Genomic DNA, 19,776 nt, shown 5'->3' on the forward strand with positions numbered 1-19,776 from the left:
CTTGGTTGGGGCTGGAAACCTGGTAAACAATTTCCTGTATTAGTCACCTCGGAGGTGAACTCGATGGTTGGATATGTTTTCAGCCTCATTGATTCTGCCAGTAGTGTGCCGAGGCCTTGTAGGATATTATTCTTTGATATTGAATTCTTCTGAACTATGTGCCAGGTTTTGGTAGATATTCTTTGTAGTACTGAAGAACTCTGTTCTGGGCTGGGTGACTTTTGGTATCATCAGAAGGTCTCTGAGAGGAGAATGTCTGTGCCTAATGTTCTGGTTTTCAGAATTCAGCTGGAGAGCAATCTGAGTTCTGGATAGTCTCTGTCTTCTTGTCTTTTCATTATGGAATGAGCAGGCTTTATCCTTTCTCTTCTTGGCATCTTTGGTGTTTGGAGACTTTCTGTCTGTGAATCTTAGCCCATCTGGGCTGTGGTTGGAGAATGTGCTGCACAATCTGGATGGCCTCATCATGGCTTCTTTTGGCATTTTGCTATCAGATGTCTGGATACCAGTATGCCTTCTTGTAGATGAACCTTGTTTGCCTGTAGGTATCCTTTGCTTCTTCAGGTTGTGGTGGTGGTGATCTTGCCTCTTGTCATTTTCATTTGTCAATTTGATCTTTACTTCTTTTTGTAGGTCTGTGGGGATAAATGTCAGCTGAATAATGGCGATGTTGTTGATCTTCTTCTTCTGGTCACCTTTGTCGCTGGTCATGATATAGTGAACTCTTTATCTGCGCGAGCATTTCTTCGTCTGGCGGAACGACAACATCAATCGTACGCACCCAGACGAACGGAAGAACAGCTCTGTTCGTTTTCCCGCCTGCCATTTTTCTTCGTCTCTGTCTTTGTTCAGCACATCTGCGTCAATAAGTGCGTGCCCTTCAATTGCTGGATGTCTCGATGAAGCTCCAGACGTTGTCGGTAATAACGTCGGTGATAAAAATTCTGGATACGGCACGGTAATCATTCATTTCTGGAGATGGCTGAAGAACAGGCCAGGCCGATGAGGCCATATCATGTAGTCAGGCAACCGGATATAGTTGTAAAGAAGAATAACCTCAGGCCATTCAGGGCGTTTGTCCAGCGGTTTAAAAAACTTCTACTTAACTGAAAATTGATATACTCCCGAATCGGTATAGTTTCCGGCCACATCTATCGTAACAATACGCCAATAGTAGGTTGTGCCCGATTTTACCGAAACCTGGTATTGACTGTCAGATACATTTGATTTGAACAGGGTGGGTGAGCTGGTGTTGCTAAAGTAAATGTCATACCCCTTAATTGCAGCACCAAGGGTACTGCCAGTCCATTTTAGTATAACATTTCCGGTTGAAGCTGTTACATTATCGCCAAAAATGGGCGCGGTAATTTCGGCCGGATAGGGAGGAAAGCTTATAACACCGGTACCGGCATTATAAAATTTCCAGGTATCACTTTGAGCGGTAGCCTTGGTTTTTGTAGATGTAGATATCACATACCATGAGTATGGAGTATTGCGGAGCAGATCGGCTGTGGCCTGGGTTGATGCTACAGTTTGTTTTGTTTCAATTTTGGTAAGCAGGTTTTTTATAGCAAGAATATAACCATCGGCTTTATCGGCAGCTTCCCAGGTAAATGCCACAGTGCTTTTGTCGGCAGAGATGACTGTACCTGTAGTACAAGGCTGATCTTTCAATGGAGACACCAGGTTTGTTGCCACAGGAGTTACATCGGGCGGAGGAGTTTTTTTGCCGCAACCGCTGAGTATCAATATTATTAATGAGCTATAGATCCAGTTTTTCATTTTTTCAAAATTTTAAAAGATTTGGCTTTCCCATCCATCATTAAATTGAGCGAGTAAACACCGCTCGGTAAGGTTGAAAGGTCCATTTGCAGATTGCCTGATTGATTATTGTACTGGTTAGTGTAAACAGTTTTGCCGTCAACTACATTATAAATGGTCGCTGATATTTTATTAATATTTCCGCTGCCTGTATTGATATTAAGCACGTTTTGGAATGGGTTAGGATAAGGGATCATCCGCGCATCCAGGTTTATTATCTTTTCAAAAATTCCCTGGCACAGTTTGTCGGTAGTAACAGATAATTTATTTGCGCCTGTTATCAAAGGCAGGGTGATTTGGGTATCAGTAGTAGTATAAATTACGTTGTTAAGGTTTACGTTGTAACTTGCACCTCCGGTTAGCTGCAGGTTTACTGTATTTAGGGTTGTGTTAACTGTCGAATAAACTGATAAGTCGGCAGGTTCGGTGATTACAACATTAAAACATTGCGAATAAATTTTACCCTCGACACTTATACATAAACTGTAGTTGCCGGCAGTAAGCTTATCAATGGTGAGTTGATTGGTGAAAGGGTATGTTGTTGTGGTGCCGTTAGCAGTAAAAGATGCCGAGTAATTTAATTTTTGAACAGCCTCGATATTAACAGAGCCATTGGCACTACCTTTACAAGCTGCGCCGTTTAGTGTTAGTTTGAAGTTATTTACCGGCAGGCTAAACTGCGTATAAACAGTAGTAGCAGCCGATGTTACTGTAAACGATTTAACCGTAACTGCTACCGTATATTTGCCTCCGTCTGTCACTTTTAATTTGGAAGCAGTGGCCGTTTTTATAGCCACATTATCTTTAAACCATTGATAAGTATAACCAGGTGCTGCGTTCGTTGAAAGCGTAACCGAACCGCCGTCAAAAAAGGTAGTTGAGCCGTCGGCTGTTATGGTTGGTAAATTGATGATACTCAGCGTGCCGGGTACATAGCTTATGGTATAATTGTCGGCTTTTGCGCCGCTCAATGTAATAGGATAATCACCCGCCGGAGAAGATTTTGAAGCAGTATTGGAAATTGCAGGTCGAGCGCTTAAAATCGTTGTATCTTCTTTGTTTACAAATCCTTTGTATGCTATTCTGAAAATTGGGTTGTCGGTATTGTAAAGCCTTGCAGTGTCAACCGCGGTTATGGTTAATGGCGCTTTTTGAATAGTTAAAGTTTGTGAAACCGGTGTCGCGTCAAGGTATAGATCATTGCCGGGCTGGGTAACAGTAATGGTGACACTGCCGGGTTTACTAAAATAGATACTGTCTTTAGCTATTTTGGCTATCGAAGGATCACTGATTGTATACGTTAAAGGAATTGTTGTATTGTTGCTCGTAACCTTTAATGCCAATGCTTTATCACCATAAGTCACCTTAGGTAAAGGAGGAAAGGCTATTTGCTGACTGCCTTTAACTATTTGGATGGTGGCGACATTTTCGCCCTTTCCGCCTGCATTGTAGCCCGCTATTCTGTAAAGCTTTATACCCTGCAATGTTTGGGGTGTACCTGTAATTGTTCCGGTGCTGTCTAAAGAAAGCCCTTGAGGCAGTAGGTCCTCAACCTGGTAGCCGTAAAGGTTCACTTTTCGTAATACGAAATTTTTTCCGTCGGATACAAGTAAGTTTCCCGCACCATCATAAGATACGCCTAAATTATCTGAATATTTGGCAAGTGTGTCTATACCTTCTTCATATCCTTTCTGTAAAAAACCCGAAAGTGGGACATTGCTGCTTTGTGCGCCGGATGGCAGAAATTTGGTTACAAATGATATCTGTCCGCAAGCATATACATTGTTGAGGCTATCCACGGCAACGCTGTTAGGTAGAAATAATGATCCGGCTGCAAATGTTGATACCGTGTTATCTGGTGTTATTTTTCTAACACTGCCGTTAAACTTGTCTGCAATAAATAAATTTCCTTTTGAATCGACCGCAATACCGTATGGAACGCGGAAGGCAGCAATTGTCCCCGGACCGTCTATATTACCACCGTTAAGAACACCTGCTATGGTTGAAACTACGCCGGCAGGTGTGATTTTTCTGATCAAATTGTTGTATGAATCGGCTACGTAAACATTTTCGGCTTTGTCAACAGTTAAGCCATAAGGCAGGTTAAATGAGGCTAATTTTCCAACACCGTTGTCGTGTCCCGGTGAACCTGTTCCGGCCAGCGTAGTAACTGTCCCGTCCGGGGTTATTTTCCTGATCAGGCAATTGCCGTAATCGGCTACATATATGTTTCCTGAAGCGGCAATTACAACTCCGGTGGGATAATTAAAAGTTGCATCTCTGCCTTTTCCGTTGTTAGCACCCAGGTTGCCGTTGCCGGCAAATGTGCTTATAGTGCCATCGGGTGCCAATTTTCTGATGGCGTTATTGTTGGCATCGGCTATATAAATATTACCGTTAGCGTCTCTTGCTGAACTAAGCGGATTCCCTAACCGGGCATCTTTCTTATTTCCGTCTACGTAGCCATATAAATGATTGCCGCCTATTGTGCTTGTTTGAGAAAATAAGCTGGTTAAAGGAATAGCACCGCCCGTATTTGTTACCTTTAATGGTGCTATCGGTTTGCCAATTTCATAGGTATGAAGGCCGCCGCCGTAATTTATTACAGGTGCCGGGGGCCGCGTAATTGTTTGGCCCAATGATTTATTAACGGAAATATTTACGAGCACTAAAAGTAGCAGGGGATACAGTTTCTTCATATAGAAACAGAGGGGGAGTTGATGATAAGGTTAAAAGTTTAATATTATGGTATTTAATTCTAAATACGGCATAAAAATAGGCAATATTTACTAAAATACCTTAACACAAAAGGATTTATAGTAAACAAATTTCGAATACGTGAACTTTTACAAAAGGCAAAGGCGGCCCTGTTATGCCGCCTTTGCCTTTTGTTCTATAAATAATTAAGCGTGTTTAACATCGTCACGATCAGTGCCTGTAACCACATCGTACCATTCTTCAATGTCTTTTTCAAAAGCGGCGGTTTTTTCGCGGAAACGCTGTAAGGTGTCGCTGCCTAACGGTAAGTGTACCGGAGGTTTTTCGGCGGCGGCAAGATTTTGTCATGCCAACTGTATAACCGCATATAGCGCAGCGCCGGATATCGCAACCCAAAGTGCCACGCCCTGCAGAAGCGGTTTTAAGCCCACTGATGCCAATACTTTGCGTGAAAGGCCGGCGCCAATTAAAAACAAGGTAAGCGTTAAACCAGCTTTTGCTATTGTGATGATGTAAGGGCTCATGAATTTGACAATGGGCAGGTAGGTGTTAGCTATCATTGCCAGTATAAACAAACCGATAAAATAAGGGATGCTTACTTTTTTTGACTTGTTCTTGAACAAAAAGGTAGAAAAGAAAGCCACCGGGATGATCCATAAAGCCCGTGCCAGTTTCACAGTAGTTGCTACCTCAAGCGCATGGGCTCCGTATTTGCTCGCTGCGCCTACTACTGAACTGGTGTCATGTATGGCAATGGCGCACCATAATCCAAACTGTGTTTGCGATAAATTTAAATAATGACCAATTAGCGGGAAAATAAACAGTGCTATTGAGTTGAGGATAAATACACAGCCTAATGCAACTGAAATTTGCTTTTCTTCGGCTTTTATAACTGGTGATATGGCTGCTATCGCGCTTCCTCCGCAAATGGCTGTACCTGATGAAATCAGAAAAGAGGTTTTCTTTTCAATATTTAACCATCTGCCCATTAAAGTGCCAAATAATAGTGTTCCGGTTATGGAAGCGATGGTAAACAGGATGCCTTCTTTGCCGGCCTGCAACGCGCTATGCACGTTCATGCCGAACCCCAGGCCAACTACTGATACCTGTAATAAAATATGGGTAGCCTTATGGTTGAGGTGCAAATAAGGGTGACCGGAACATTGTGCTACAACTAAGCCCAATAATAAAGCCACTGCCGGACTCATAAAAGGCATCAGGCACAGTACTATACAAATTGCGAATATAACCTTGCGGGCATTTTCATTGATGTTTAATAACAGGCCGCCGGTGTTGTTTAACTGATGTGGGGTATTCATTTTTCCTTTGTTTTATATGACACAAAGGTGTATGAAATTAGCGGCGGTTTATCATCATAAAACGCAATCTGTGATAATCAAAAGTTATGGAGTTGTGCTTAGTAGTTCAACGTGCCGAATATGCCGTTTTGATAATCGTATATTGCCTGTTCTATTTCTTCAGGGGTGTTCATTACAAAGTTATCTTTGGCTGATACCGGTTCATCTATAGGTTCGGCTGAGAGGAATAATACCTGTGAATCTTCCTCTGCCAGTACAACAATGTCTTCGTTATCTTTTTCAAACACAATGAGGTTGTATTGGCTGATGGATTGCCCGTTTACATTGATGGTGCCATTTATAATATAAAGTAATGCCCAATAGCCGGGTATTGCTTTAAAATTTGCTTCTTTACTTGCAGCAATTTTACCAACAATTGAAATAACCGGAGTGAAGTTTTGGATAGGTCCGGTTTTACCCTCGTAGTCCCCACTTGCCAGATTAAAATCAAGCCCTTCATTTATAAGTACTTTGGGTAATTCCGCAGCTTTGGCTGATTGATAAAAGGGCTCATCCCACTTTTTACTTTTGGGAGCATTGATCCAAAGTTGAATAAGTTCCTGAACGCCGCCTTTTTGCAGTAATTCGGCGGTAGGGCCTTCACTGTGCATAATACCTTTGCCCGCAAACATCCATTGCACATCGCCTGCCTTAATAATCTCATCGTTACCTGCATTATCTTTATGATAGCCTTCGCCCTGCAGCATTATAGTATACGGACTAAAGCCACGATGTGGGTGAGGATGGATCCGTAAAGTTTGACCGGGTTGTATTATCTCCGGCCCCATGTGGTGTAAAACAATAAAAGGGTTTGCGAACCGAAAATCCTTGTGGGGCAGGGGCTGACGAACGGTTTCTTCGGCGGTAATTTTCTTTTCGCGACCGGCAAGAATATGGATGATAGCTTTTTTCATTGGGTGATGTTGAGGAAATAAAAATAGCTTATTCTGCACGGAATGCAGAACGGCAATCAGAAAATTACCATCGTTTTACTTGTTCAGCGTTAATCGCACCAAATACTGTTTAAACTCATCCTCCAACAAAACTTCCATATCAAAGCCGGCTCCTGTAACAATGGGTTCCAATGTTTTTTCATCGATATATAACCAATGGAACCAGTCAGTTTTTTGGCGGTTGTATTGATATTGATAAAGCAGTTCGCCGTAATAGCCTTTTTTGGGCAGGCCATCTTCATATAAATAAGCAATATCGGATGAGTCGAACAGGATTTGGCCTCCCGGATTAAGCAGCAGTTTAATATGTTGTAAAAATACTTTAAGGTTTTCAAGTGTTCCGGCAAGGCCAATACCGTTCATGAGCAGGAGCAGGGTATCGTATTTTTGCTCATTGTAAGCAAAAATATCACCTTTAACTACATTGTTTACGCCGCGCTCTTTCATCACCTCGCATGCTAAGGGTGATATATCAAGCGCAACGCAATCAAAACCACGTTCCTGTAATACCAATGCATGGCTTCCTGCGCCAGCGCCAATATCCAATACTGTTCCGCGACATTCGTTCATGGCCAACCATTCAATATCGGGCATGTCATCCTCATCCCTGAAATAAATATCAATTGGCATTTCCTCCTTCGGGCCATACTGATTATTGATCCAGAGTTTGTGATTGGCTAATTTATGGTAATGATCATGTATGGCCTGGCCCAGTATATCTTTCATGTGCCCAAAAGTATGAATTGAAAGTTTAATTTAGCGGCAATAAATCCCGTTGGTTAGCTATGTGGTTAAGTTATGGTTTGTTGACGCTCATTTTGGTAGCAGGTGTGGTGTATAGCATATCAGCCCGAAAACTGACCGTTATAGCTGCTTTAACAGGAGCAGCTGTTGCTATTTTAGTATTCGCCGGGGCAGGGTTTACAGGTTTAGCCATGATGACCACTTTTTTTATTTTGGGTTCGGCAGCTACCTCGGTGCAAGGAGAGACAAAGAAGGATTTAAACGCAGATCAAAAAGGAGGGCGTACTACCGGGCAGGTTTTAGCTAATGCAGGCACTGCTGCCTTATGCGGGGTTTTAATCCTTGCGCTGCCGGCACACGCCAATATTTTACAATTGATGATGGCTGCAAGTTTTGCTTCGGCCACAGCGGATACCCTTTCATCGGAGTTGGGGATGGTTTATGGCAAACGTTTTTTTAATATCATAACCCTAAAGCCGGAGGTGCGTGGACTGGACGGCGTAATTAGCGTTGAGGGCACTTTAATTGGTGTAATTGGTTCTGTTATAATAGCTATTGTTTGTGCAATAGGAATGGGTTGGACGACAAACTTTATCTGTATTATAGTTGCAGGTACACTTGGTAATTTAACTGATTCAGTTTTGGGTGCTGTATTCGAAAGAAAAGGTTTAATAAATAACAATTCAGTGAACTTTTTAAATACGCTGATAGCCGCTTTGTTTATGTTGTTGTTTTACATCGTTTTATAATTAAATCTATATACAAATGTTTCCCGTTATCGTCCTGATCGTAATTGCATTTGCTGTTTTCTTTTTCCTTAACAAAAAGAAAGTAATGAATGAAGTACCCGTAGCTGCGGTTAATTATAAGCTGCTTTTGGAACAGCACATACCTTATTATCAACACCTCGATAATGATCAAAAAAAGCTTTTTGAACAAAAAGTGGAGGAGTTTTTGGCAGATATTAGGATAGAGGGTGTTGGCACAACAGTGAGCGACGTGGATAAAACGATGATAGCCACAAGCGCCGTGATCCCGATATTTGGCTTTAGCGACTGGAAATACCGTAACCTCACTAACGTGATCCTGTATCCGGATACCTTCGACAATGAGTTTCAGTTTGAAGGCGAAAACCGGAGCATCTTAGGGATGGTAGGCTCAGGATATATGAACGGGCAAATGATCCTTTCAAGAGCGGCGTTGACCAAAGGTTTCAGCAAGTCGGCGGGTAAAGAGAACACTGCTATTCATGAGTTTGTACATCTGCTTGATAAATCGGACGGGGCCACAGATGGTGTGCCCGAAAATCTGCTGGCTCACGAATATGTAATGCCATGGCTTAAGATGATCCACCAGGAAATTCTCAAAATAGAAGCCGGGCGTTCCGATATTAATCCTTATGCTATCACAAATGAGGCGGAATTTTTAGCAGTCGTTTCCGAATACTTTTTTCAGAAGCCTACCGAACTAAAACACAAACATCCGGAGCTTTATGAGATGCTGAGCACCATTTTCTCGCAGGATCTGGCCGATAACGACGTTGCCTGATTAAAAGCCCAGACCAAGCTGCCCTAAAGGTTCGTGCTGAACAACAGTGTTGCTGATATAATAAACGGGTGTCTCCTCATGCCTTGAAGCTACAATAATATTGATGCCGTCGGCACAATTGGTAAATAAGTCCTCTACCAGTTTAGGATCATTGTTGTTTTTAGATAAATGTGAAAGCAACAAGTGGGTCATGTGCGGTGGGCGGTGCGTTGTAAATAAACCCAAAGCCTGCTTGTTTGACAAATGCCCTTTACCACCGCGGATCCGTTGTTTTAGATAATAAGGGTAACCGCCTTTATCCAGCATTTCGTCATCATAATTGGCCTCTAAAAAAGCCGCGTGGCATTGGCTGAAGTACCGGATCAATTGGTCGCAAACTATGCCCAGATCGGTAAAAACGCCAACTTTTACATCGTGGCAGCTTACCATAAAGCTATGCGGCTCGGATGCATCATGTATTTTGGGGAAAGAGGTTACCTCCAGGTCGCCAATGAGTACGGTTTGAAATGCACTCAAATGGTGAACTTTAAAATGATCTACGCCGCTAAGATGCATTAATGTTCCGGGTGTAATATAAACCGGCAATTGGTATTTTTTCGCTAACACAGGGATGCCACGGATATGATCTGAATGTTCATGTGATACAAAAATGGCCTTTACCTTCTGCATGGAAAGCCCGAGCCGGGCCATACGTTTTTCAGTTTCGCGGCATGAAATGCCTACATCAACCAATATAGCCTCCTGATCGTTCCCCACGTAATAGCAATTGCCATTACTTCCCGAATTTAATGATGTAATGAATAAAGACATTGAATTGCAAAGTAAACCATTTTGGTGCTATTATTTTAATCCTAACGATTTTAGCATTCAGAAAATTAGCAATTTTTTTTGACCGTATAAAAACCTGCTTATATTTAGCCCTATGGATTCACCGCAAACTTTACCCGTACTTGATGCAGAAGAACTACGTGTACTTGGTACTTTAATGGAAAAGGCCAAAACCACGCCCGATTATTACCCCATGACCCTTAACGGACTGGTGGCTGCCTGTAACCAAAAAACATCGCGCAAACCGGTTGTTAATTATGATGATGACACCGTTATCAATGCCCTAAACTCTTTGAAAAGACGCGGTTTGATGTCAACAGCTACCGGAGGCTCTATTCGTAACATTAAATACAAACACAACTTTGCGATAGTTTTTCCGGTGATACCATCAGAAGTGGCGCTGATTTGCCTGCTGATCCTCCGCGGGCCCCAAACGCCCGGTGAGTTAAATACCAACAGCGGTCGTATGTACGAATTTGATTCGATAGAAGAAGTACAGGAGATCCTGGATAAACTGGCCGGCGGTGAAATGCCTTATATTGTACAGCTACCTAAGCGCCCCGGCCAAAAAGAAGTTAGATATGCCCATTTATTAGGCGGTACCCCTGAATTTAATGATGATGATTTTGCTGATGAACCAACTGGCCGTTCGTCTTCGTCGGCACTGGAAGCTCGTTTGGTTAAAGCCGAACAGGAGATTGCTGAGTTGAAGGAAACGGTGGGTAGGTTGATGAAGGAGTTAGGAGTGGAGTAACCTATATGATCCAATCGAAAATAAATCTGCTTGTTCTTGACGAAACTGAGGATTTGTTGCTTGGTTACCAGTTTGAATCTGTTTGCCTGTTAGATAAAACACAAAACAGCAAATTATATTTAGGTGATATCTATGGTGATCCCATTTTTGGCCTAATAAGCGAGGATGGCGATTGGTGCCTGGCCGGAGGTAGCAGGTGCATTTTATGGAAAGAAGGTATTGGAGCAATTGAAATAGAGGGCCCTAATCTGTGTTGGGCAGTGAAGGTAAAACAGGTATCCGATATGAGGGTGGAGCTTTTGATCGATCCTTGGTCGGAGAACGGAGCCGTTTGGCAGTTGGATATAGATACCTTGAAAAAAGAGAAGATTAGAGATTATAGATTGGACAGTGAATATACTGAGGATTATGACTGGTAGTTTAGGTAGTGAGTTTCTATATTTCTTTCAAAAACACATCTATCACATCCCGTAACATCTTTTCAGTTTTCTGATCTGTAATATTCCCATTTTCATCAATTTTACTCCTGATGAATGGAATTAGTAAAGTAGCTCCGTCAATTACTTTTGCAGAGAGCGCTCCGAGTGTCAGAAGTAATGCAGCATGCGCATGACTGCCAACCGACGAAGCGGTAACCAAAGCCACCGGCTTATCAACCAGCGAACCGCTCGAAACCATCCAATCCAGCATGTTTTTGAGCTGACCGGGAACTCCAAACGCATACTCAGGTGTGCAAATGATAATGCCTGATACATCTTTCATCAATTCGCGCAATTCCAAAACTGCTGTTGGCGGGTGTTCATGATCCAGCCCCGGATCGAATGGAGGGATATCTGCTAATCTTTCGTATATGGTATAGTGAACCTCAGATGAAACTAATCCACCTAAAAACCTCAAAATATTATGGTTAGATGAGCCTGTTCTTAAACTGCCGGAAATGGCGAGGATGTTGCCTTTATAGTTCATGAAATAGATGTTGCTGAACCAAACTTACGAAGTTTCCAAAACTTCGTAAGTTTTTGTAAAGTCATAAAAGACAGCATGCTCGGCCGCCCCCTTCAAGGGGCCGGGGGCTAAACGAAAGAGAGGATAAACGCCGAACCTTTACCTTCGGTTGATTGTACCTGGATATTGCCCTTGTGCAGCAGCATGATCTGTTTACATAAGCTTAAGCCAATACCACTGCCGGTTTTTCGGGTACTGAAGAAAGGGATAAAGATTTTATCAAGCAGTTCAGGCGGCATGCCCAAGCCATTATCAATAACTTTTACGAAAGTTTTGCCACCCTGAATTTCAGCTGTGAGCGTAATACGCGGTTCCTCGCGGTCTTTCACCGCTTCAATGGCGTTAACCAGCAAGTTGATCATCACTTGTTCAATGAGGTTGATGTCCGCTTCGATAGAAAGTGTCGGATCGCGAAGGATGATCTCCAGTTCGATCTTCTTTTTCTCAAGGGTAGGCGTCATCAAGCTGTTGAGGTTTTCAAATATATTGCGCACCATGATCTTGTTCAGATCAAGTTTGGTGATTTTATTAAGGCTACGGTAGCTTTCGGTAAACTTAAGCAAGCCTTCGCTACGGCGTTTGATGGTATCGATACCAAGCTCAATATCTTCCAGATCGCTGTGTGGGAGGCTTTCTGCAATATCGGGGCTTTGCAGACGGTTTTTGAGCGTATCGGCGAGGGAGGAAATAGGCGCGACAGAATTCATGATCTCGTGCGTCATTACATTAAGCAGTTTTGACCATGCTTTTGATTCCGTTTCGTCAAGCGCTTCGTTTACGTTTTGAAAAGCGATGAGTTTGTATAATTTATCATCGCTACGCATCAGGCTGGCATTTACCAGGATCTTAACCTGCTGCTGGTTACGGGTAACAGTAATGATCTTACTATCACCGGGCTTAAGTTTTATAAGCTCTGCATATAATAATGGTTCGCGTTTTTCAAGCGAATGAATTGTTTTTAAGTAAGGTACACCTATGATGCTTTTAAAAGCCTCGTTGATCCAGCCGGTTTCGCCTGTTTCTTCTTCGTAGGATAAAATGCCGGTATCAACCAGTTCGAGGATCTTTTGAAGGTAATGATATTGGGTTTCGCGTTCGCGGCTGATGAGTTTAAATGTGGTATTGATGTCGTTAAAACCTTTACGCAGGGGCTTAAGTTCGTTAGGTGCTTTACGTACATCAAAATGACGGGAAAAGTCGCGGTAATGGATCGACTCAACAAACTGGTTTACTTCATCCTGCGCTTTTTTCTGAAAGCGGATCATATCCACAACCGAGTAGGCAACCAATGGCAGCAGGATCACGAGGTACAAAAGCTGGCCAAGGCTTACAATTACAAAAGCGGTAACAATAAGTACAAGCAGTAATAAAAATACGCGCAGCAAAAGCCGCCATTCGTAACGGTTAAATATCATATTTGCTTAATCTTCGGTATAAGGCAGTGCGGGTAAGGCCCAGTTCTTTGGCCGCACGGGTAATGTTGCCGTTGTGCTTCTCAATCACACGCAATATTGCATTCTTCTCCAGGGCACTTAACGGGATATTATCGGCATCAACCACACTTTCTGTTGATGTTTCCAGTATCGAAAAAATCAGATCATCGGGCCTTAACGTGTTATCGTCGGCCATGATCACGGCACGCTCAATGGTATATTGCAACTCGCGCACATTGCCCGGGAAATTGTATGATTTAAGCTTATTAATAGCTGCCGTATCAAAGTCCATTGAGGGTTTAAGGTATTTGCTTGCGTAAAGTTTGGCAAAATGGCGCGCCAGGATCACAATATCTTCATTACGACGACGAAGCGGCGGCATATTAATCTCAACGGTATTAATACGATAGATCAAATCCTTACGGAATTTGTTTTCATTAGCCAGCTCGCTCAAAGGCACGTTGGTAGCGCAAATTAGCCTGATATCCACATCAACAGGTTTGTTGGTTCCTAAACGGGTTACCTGGCGGTTTTGTAAAATGGTAAGTAATTTGGCCTGCTGTTGTAGACTGATGTTGCCAATCTCATCCAAAAACAAAGTGCCACCCTGGGCTTCCTCAAAACGCCCCATACGGTCTTCCCGTGCATCTGTAAAAGCTCCTTTTTTATGACCGAATAGTTCGCTCTCAAACAGGGTATCCGTTAATGCACCTACATCTACTTTAACAAAAGGTTTATCGGCCCGTAGGGAACGTTCATGAATTGCTTTCGCCATGAGGTCCTTACCTGTGCCGTTTTCTCCGAGGATCAGGATGTTGGCATCAGTAGGGGCTATTTTATTCACTTTGTAAAAGATATCCTGCATCACGTCCGATTCGCCGAGTATCGACGTGTCGCCCGCAGTGCTTTTAACCGGTGTTTTAGTGGTTTTTGCTCCGCCTTCTTTTTTGTCAAGCAGGTCTTTTATGGTGTTTATCAGCTTTTCATTGTGCCAGGGCTTTACTACAAAATCATTAGCCCCTTCTTTAAGCGAACGCACGGCAAGGTCAATATCGCCATATGCTGTTATCATGATCACGCAAACGTCTGGTTTCCACTCTTTTACTTTGCGCAGCCAGTACAAGCCTTCGTTGCCGGTATTTATTGCGCTGTTAAAGTTCATATCAAGCAAAATCAAGTCAACCTCGTTGCGCTGCAGCAGCCAGTTCAGGTTTTCCGGGTTCTTTTCGGTAATGATTTCCCGGGCTTCGGGTTTTAGCAAAAGTTTAACCGCGGTAAGTACGTCCGGATCGTCGTCAACAATTAAAACGGTAGCTTTTTTAAGTATCATTTATTTGGGGTTAATAGTTCGTAGATGTTTGTTTATAGTACCTCAAAATAATAACGTATGATTATTAAGGTTGTCAATTTAATAAAAGTTATAAATTTAAATTAAATTGTATCTCATTATCGAAGCTACCTAAATAAACTTTTAGCATTGTTGCCATGAACCATAAACTATGCGCTAATAAACCATCTAACATGAACAATAAATTAAAGACTCGCTAATAGTATCATCTGTTACAATTTTTATGCTAAATACCCGCATTTTATGCAGTAAATCATATAAATGCTTCACAATGAAGTGCTAACCTGCATTTGTATATAACAGGCTATTTATATGTGAAAAAACACTGTATCAATACCGTACACCTGATGTAACAGAAGCGTACGCTTAAATACTATGTTTTGTGTTTAAATGATTGAAAAACAGTAATTTAATTTGTGGCATATCTTTTTGTTATAACATTTCAAAATATTATAAAAATACAGTGGACAGAAAAATTGAGAAAAAGACCTGGAACAACAAGAAGATACTTACCATTGCAGGTATTACAGGCATTATTTTACTAATTGGCGGCAGTATTTATCTTACATCGGGTAAAAGCAAGCTGGATGTTGATACTGAACGGTTAACTATAAGTACTATTACTAAAGGCCCTTTCCAGGAGTTTATACCGGTTAACGGCGTAGTTATGCCGCTGACTACCATATTTCTTGATGCATCTGAAGGTGGTGTTGTTGAAGAAAAATACGTAGAGGACGGCGCTAATCTTAAAAAAGGCGACCGGATCCTGAGAATGTCTAATACCGATCTTGAGCTTACCTTGGCTAACCAGGAAACTGCGGTTTATGCCGAACAAACTCAAATGCAGATTTCGCACAATAACGCGCAGCAAAATACCATCAGCAAGCTAAACACGATGGCCGATGTGGAGAATGCTTTTAAAGAAGCCGAAAGGATCTACAAACTGGATAAACACCTGTATGATCAGAAAGCTATCGGTCAGCAGGAATATCAATCAGCAAAAAATACTTATGATTATCAGTTGAACCGTTATAAACTGGCCAAGCAAATTCTTTCGCAGGATACGGCATTGGTTAAGCAACAGGCTTCACAATCGCAGGAGCAATATGCCCACATGAAAACCACACTTGAGCTTATGCGTAAAAAAGTGGCCGGTTTAGTATTGGTAGCACCTACCGATGGTCAGCTAACTTCAATGGATGCTGAAGTTGGCCAGAGCAAAAATAAAGGTGAGCACCTGGGCCAGATAGACGTACAATCGGGCTTTAAAGTTAGGGTTGATATTGATGAGCACTACCTGTCACGTATTTATACCGGCCTGAAAGGTGATTTCCAATTTGCCGATCAAACATATAACCTGGTTATTAAAAAGGTTTATACCCAGGTAAAAACTACAGGTAGTTTCCAGGTTGATATGCAATTTGTAGGCAAAGTACCAACTGGCATCCGTAAGGGGCAAACGCTGCAGGTGAGGCTGGCATTGAGTGATCAGATGCAGGCTGTATTGGTTCCTAAAGGTGGTTTCTTCCAGCAAACAGGCGGTAACTGGATTTTTAAGGTAAGTGAAGACGGCACAAAGGCCTATAAAGTAAATATCCAGCTTGGACGCCAGAGCCCCGATTATTTCGTGGTAACAGAGGGTTTAAATCCCGGCGATAAGGTTATTACCTCAAGTTATGAAACCTATGGTGATATTCAGGAACTTGTGCTGAAAAAATAACTTAACCCGGCTGCAACGCCGGGCTCTGTTCAAGCGTCATTATAATATAAACCGAACTAATTAATAAATTAAGATAAACAAAAAATAAGATCATGCCGCCATACAGGCGGCATGAATAACGGAGGCACCAATGATAAAAATTTCCAATCTTGAGAAATTCTACCGTACCGAAGAGGTAGAGACCATCGCGTTAAACAAGCTATCGATGGAAGTAGCAACAGGCGAGTTTGTGGCCATCATGGGCCCGTCGGGCTGTGGCAAATCAACTTTGCTAAATATCCTGGGTATGCTTGACGATCCGGATGCGGGCAGCTATGTTTTCAACGAAATTGAAGTAGCTCACTTTAACGAGCGTAAACGTGCCGATCTGCGTAAGCACAACATCGGTTTCGTGTTCCAGAGCTTTAACCTTATTGATGAGCTTACTGTGTTTGAAAATGTTGAGTTGCCATTGATTTACACTGGTGTAGCCGCTTCAGAACGTGTTAAAAGGGTAGAAGAGGTGTTAGACAAAATGCAGATCATGCACCGTCGCAACCACTATCCGCAACAGCTATCAGGTGGTCAGCAACAGCGTGTGGCTATTGCCCGTGCGGTTGTTAACAAGCCAAAACTGATCCTTGCGGATGAGCCTACTGGTAACCTTGACAGCAGCAACGGTAACGATGTAATGGAACTGCTTACCGATTTGAACGAACAGGGAACTACCATTATCATGGTTACCCACTCTGAGCATGACGCCCGTTACAGTCACCGTATTATACGCCTGCTCGACGGACAAACCGTTATGGAAAATATCATGGTGTAGTTTGTTGAGTTAATAGTTGATGGTTTATAGTTCATAGTAAGAAAGGGCTTTTGGCTTAAAACTAACGACTCCAGACTTAGACCAACGCCCCCGAAATCAGTTTATAATAAGTTAATAATTGCCTCTGTTGCCCTTCTCCTGCATTTTGGAGAAGGGCATTTGGAGTTTTTGTTATTAAACCGCTATTCCTATGCTTAAAAGTTACCTTGAAACTGCATTTTGCTTTGCGTCATCGGGGCAAAAAAATGGAGCAAAATGGTCTAATGATATCGAGCCAATGATTTAATCAAATAAACATATGTTTAAGAACTATTTAAAAATTGCGTGGCGGAGTTTGATTAACAACAAGCTCTATTCGGCCATTAATATTGGTGGTTTGGGTGTTGGTATGGCAGTTAGCTTTATGCTGCTGTTATATGTTTATAATGAATTTACTTTTGATGGTTTTCAGGAAAATAAAGACCGTCTTTACAAGGTAATGCGCAACCAGCCATCAAACGGGGAAATAAACACAGGCGATGCAACACCGGTTCAGGTAGCCGGAGCTCTCCAAAAGGATTACCCGGAGGTTGAGGCAGCTACGCGGGTAAACTGGCCTTACGATCAGTTGTTTAATTACAATAACAAACCGCTGAAAATTAATACCATGGCGGCCGACGAGTCTTTTCTGGACATGTTTACGCTTGATTTTGTAAAAGGCAGCAAAAAAGATGCATTTAAAGATCTGTCGTCAATCATCATGTCCGAGTCGGCGGTTAAGGCAGTTTTTGGAGATACAGATCCTATTGGTCAAACTGTAAAGTTAAATGGTTCGCGTTTGGTGAAAGTGAGCGCTGTGTATAAAGATTTGCCAAGGAATTCTACCTTCAGGTTTAAAGCGCTGATGTCGTGGAAGCTTTATGAGGCCGATAACCAATGGGTGAAAACATCTGGTTGGGGAAATTATTCGTTTCTCACTTTTGTACTGCTTAAGCCCGGTGCTGATGTAAATAAGCTTAATCCCGAAATAAAAAAACTTATCGGTCGTTATGACGATCATAATAAAGAAAATCAGCTGTTCCTGTTCCCTTTTACCAAATGGCACCTGCATAGTGAATTCAAAAATGGCGTTAACACAGGCGGTGCCATCGAATATGTACGTTTGTTCCTGTTCCTGGCTATAGGAATTTTACTTATTGCCTGCATCAACTTTATGAACCTTTCCACCGCCCGTTCTGAGCGCCGCTCGCGCGAGGTTGGGATCCGTAAAGTTGTTGGGGCACGGCGGGTAGCCATTATCCAGCAATTTTTAGGCGAATCAATCCTTACCGCCATACTTTCGCTTATTGTTGCTTTGTTAATAATGGCCTCAACGCTTGGTTACTTTAACGAAATTATACACAAGCAGCTAACAATACCTTACAACAACGCATGGGCATGGGGAGCAGCTATATTGGTAACCCTGGTAACAGGTTTGTTGGCAGGTAGTTATCCTGCTTTGTTTTTATCATCATTTAAACCTGTAAAAGTTTTAAAAGGCACCAACAAAGCCGGTAAAAGAACACTGCATTCAAGGCAGGTATTGGTTGTTGTGCAATTTGTTTTTGCAACGTGCCTTATACTTTCAAGTATTTTGATTTATAAACAGATAAATTACATAAAAGACCGCCCAGTGGGCTATTCACAAAACGGGCTTGTGGAGATTTCATTAGACGGAAATTTGTATAAGGAGTTTGAAAATTTTAGGAGGGATATTATCAATTCGGGAGCGGCCGTTGATGCCGCCGAAACATCTGGCAGCATAGCCAGCAATGGCAGCAGCAGTTGGGGCATTACCTGGCCCGGACAATTGCCTGGTGAGGATAAAATACCTATCGACCAGATCGTTACATCATTCCATTTTATTTCAACCTATAAGCTTGAATTAATAAAAGGCCGCGACTACATACCGGGCCGTATGGCAGATTCGCTGTCACTCATCATGAACGAATCGGCTGTTAAACTCATGCGCTTAAAGGATCCGCTTGGGCAGATAGTAAAATGGCAGGGCCGCAATTGTACAGTTGTGGGTATTGTTAAGGATTTTGTTTGGGGCTCTCCTTACGAACCTGTAAAGCCGGCCATCATAGGTTTTGATAAGGGATGGGCAGGCCAGGTTGGGATTCGTTTAAACCCTAAAGCTTCGATATCAAAAAGCCTTGCAACAATTGGCGATATCTATAAAAAGTATAATCCCGAATATCCGTTTGAATACAGGTTTGTTGATGAAAATTTCAGCGGCAAATTCGAGAATGAAAAATTGTTGGGGACGCTGTCGAGTTCATTCACAGTGCTGGCCATTATTATTTCTTGTTTAGGTCTGTTTGGCCTTGCGTCGTTCTCGGCTGAGCAGCGTAAGAAAGAGATCAGTATCCGTAAAGTATTGGGTGCAAGCATCAGCAGTTTGTGGTTCAACCTGTCTAAGGAGTTTTTGATATTGGTGATTATCTCTTTTATCATAGGCTCGGCCTTAAGCTGGTACAACATGAGCAAATGGCTGCAGCATTATACTTATCGTACAGATATTAGCGCCTGGGTATTTATTGCCACTATAACCATCAGCATGGTTGTTTGCCTGCTCACAGTAAGCTGGCAGGCCATTAAAGCGGCACTGAGTAACCCGGTTAAAAGTTTGAAGAACGAGTAGCACGTCAACAGGTCACTGGGCCATTAAGTCATTGAAAGCTGACTAATGACTTAATGACCCGGTGACCTAATGA

17 protein-coding genes are annotated in these 19,776 nt (G+C 42.4%); 7 read left to right on the plus strand and 10 right to left on the minus strand.

Annotated features, from left to right (window positions below; translation table 11 throughout):
- Window positions 1-126: 126 nt before the first annotated feature.
- The 6 genes from ACEN9X_RS25150 to ACEN9X_RS25175 form a co-directional block, all read right to left on the minus strand.
- A complete protein-coding gene (locus ACEN9X_RS25150; protein WP_413667749.1) occupies window positions 127-711 on the minus strand; it encodes a hypothetical protein in 585 nt (194 codons plus the stop codon).
- Window positions 712-1,098: 387 nt separating this feature from the next.
- The gene (locus ACEN9X_RS25155; protein WP_413667750.1) at window positions 1,099-1,782 is read right to left on the minus strand and encodes a hypothetical protein; all 684 of its coding nucleotides are present in this window, start codon (window positions 1,780-1,782) and stop codon (window positions 1,099-1,101) included.
- The gene (locus ACEN9X_RS25160) at window positions 1,779-4,520 is read right to left on the minus strand and encodes an MBG domain-containing protein (protein WP_413667751.1); all 2,742 of its coding nucleotides are present in this window, start codon (window positions 4,518-4,520) and stop codon (window positions 1,779-1,781) included. The genes ACEN9X_RS25155 and ACEN9X_RS25160 overlap by 4 nt, the downstream gene beginning before the upstream one ends.
- A gap of 363 nt (window positions 4,521-4,883) precedes the next feature.
- Window positions 4,884-5,858 carry a YeiH family protein gene (locus ACEN9X_RS25165; protein ID WP_413667752.1) on the minus strand — a complete coding sequence of 325 codons (975 nt, stop codon included), beginning with the start codon at window positions 5,856-5,858 and terminating at the stop codon, window positions 4,884-4,886.
- A 98-nt stretch (window positions 5,859-5,956) separates the two neighbouring features.
- On the minus strand, window positions 5,957-6,811 hold the full coding sequence (locus tag ACEN9X_RS25170) for a pirin family protein (protein ID WP_413667753.1): 855 nt from the start codon (window positions 6,809-6,811) through the stop codon (window positions 5,957-5,959).
- Window positions 6,812-6,886: 75 nt separating this feature from the next.
- The gene (locus tag ACEN9X_RS25175) at window positions 6,887-7,576 is read right to left on the minus strand and encodes a class I SAM-dependent methyltransferase (RefSeq protein ID WP_413667754.1); all 690 of its coding nucleotides are present in this window, start codon (window positions 7,574-7,576) and stop codon (window positions 6,887-6,889) included.
- 59 nt (window positions 7,577-7,635) lie between these two features.
- On the opposite strand from ACEN9X_RS25175, the gene ACEN9X_RS25180 reads away from it, so the two are divergent.
- Together ACEN9X_RS25180 and ACEN9X_RS25185 are read left to right on the plus strand one after the other, a co-directional pair.
- Window positions 7,636-8,343 (plus strand): DUF92 domain-containing protein, encoded by a 708-nt coding sequence (locus ACEN9X_RS25180; RefSeq protein ID WP_413667755.1) that lies wholly within the window; start codon window positions 7,636-7,638, stop codon window positions 8,341-8,343.
- A 16-nt stretch (window positions 8,344-8,359) separates the two neighbouring features.
- The gene (locus ACEN9X_RS25185; protein WP_413667756.1) at window positions 8,360-9,142 is read left to right on the plus strand and encodes a zinc-dependent peptidase; all 783 of its coding nucleotides are present in this window, start codon (window positions 8,360-8,362) and stop codon (window positions 9,140-9,142) included.
- Here ACEN9X_RS25185 and ACEN9X_RS25190 read toward each other — a convergent pair whose 3' ends face one another.
- On the minus strand, window positions 9,143-9,952 hold the full coding sequence (locus ACEN9X_RS25190) for an MBL fold metallo-hydrolase (RefSeq protein WP_413667757.1): 810 nt from the start codon (window positions 9,950-9,952) through the stop codon (window positions 9,143-9,145).
- A gap of 112 nt (window positions 9,953-10,064) precedes the next feature.
- Here ACEN9X_RS25190 and ACEN9X_RS25195 point away from each other — a divergent pair, with 112 nt between their 5' ends.
- Together ACEN9X_RS25195 and ACEN9X_RS25200 are read left to right on the plus strand one after the other, a co-directional pair.
- Window positions 10,065-10,724 (plus strand): YceH family protein, encoded by a 660-nt coding sequence (locus ACEN9X_RS25195; protein WP_091221770.1) that lies wholly within the window; start codon window positions 10,065-10,067, stop codon window positions 10,722-10,724.
- Between the two features lie 5 nt (window positions 10,725-10,729).
- Complete coding sequence (locus ACEN9X_RS25200; protein ID WP_413667758.1) at window positions 10,730-11,143, plus strand: hypothetical protein; 414 nt, start codon at window positions 10,730-10,732, stop codon at window positions 11,141-11,143.
- Between the two features lie 16 nt (window positions 11,144-11,159).
- Here ACEN9X_RS25200 and ACEN9X_RS25205 read toward each other — a convergent pair whose 3' ends face one another.
- The 3 genes from ACEN9X_RS25205 to ACEN9X_RS25215 all read right to left on the minus strand — a co-directional run bounded on the left by ACEN9X_RS25205 (window position 11,160) and on the right by ACEN9X_RS25215 (window position 14,492).
- Entirely contained in the window at window positions 11,160-11,690 is a 531-nt protein-coding gene (locus ACEN9X_RS25205) for an NADPH-dependent FMN reductase (RefSeq protein WP_413667759.1), read from the minus strand.
- 107 nt (window positions 11,691-11,797) lie between these two features.
- A complete protein-coding gene (locus ACEN9X_RS25210; protein WP_091205878.1) occupies window positions 11,798-13,144 on the minus strand; it encodes a sensor histidine kinase in 1,347 nt (448 codons plus the stop codon).
- Complete coding sequence (locus ACEN9X_RS25215; protein WP_413667760.1) at window positions 13,134-14,492, minus strand: sigma-54-dependent transcriptional regulator; 1,359 nt, start codon at window positions 14,490-14,492, stop codon at window positions 13,134-13,136. Before ACEN9X_RS25215 ends, ACEN9X_RS25210 begins: the two co-directional genes overlap by 11 nt.
- Before the next feature lie 481 nt (window positions 14,493-14,973).
- On the opposite strand from ACEN9X_RS25215, the gene ACEN9X_RS25220 reads away from it, so the two are divergent.
- From ACEN9X_RS25220 to ACEN9X_RS25230, 3 genes are all read left to right on the plus strand, one after another.
- On the plus strand, window positions 14,974-16,230 hold the full coding sequence (locus ACEN9X_RS25220; protein ID WP_413667761.1) for an efflux RND transporter periplasmic adaptor subunit: 1,257 nt from the start codon (window positions 14,974-14,976) through the stop codon (window positions 16,228-16,230).
- Between the two features lie 130 nt (window positions 16,231-16,360).
- A complete protein-coding gene (locus ACEN9X_RS25225) occupies window positions 16,361-17,038 on the plus strand; it encodes an ABC transporter ATP-binding protein (RefSeq protein ID WP_090525339.1) in 678 nt (225 codons plus the stop codon).
- Between the two features lie 298 nt (window positions 17,039-17,336).
- Window positions 17,337-19,703 (plus strand): ABC transporter permease, encoded by a 2,367-nt coding sequence (locus tag ACEN9X_RS25230; protein ID WP_413667762.1) that lies wholly within the window; start codon window positions 17,337-17,339, stop codon window positions 19,701-19,703.
- The last annotated feature ends 73 nt before the right edge of the window (window positions 19,704-19,776 follow it).

Source organism: Mucilaginibacter sp. Mucisp86 (assembly GCF_047324315.1).
GTDB lineage: Bacteria > Bacteroidota > Bacteroidia > Sphingobacteriales > Sphingobacteriaceae > Mucilaginibacter.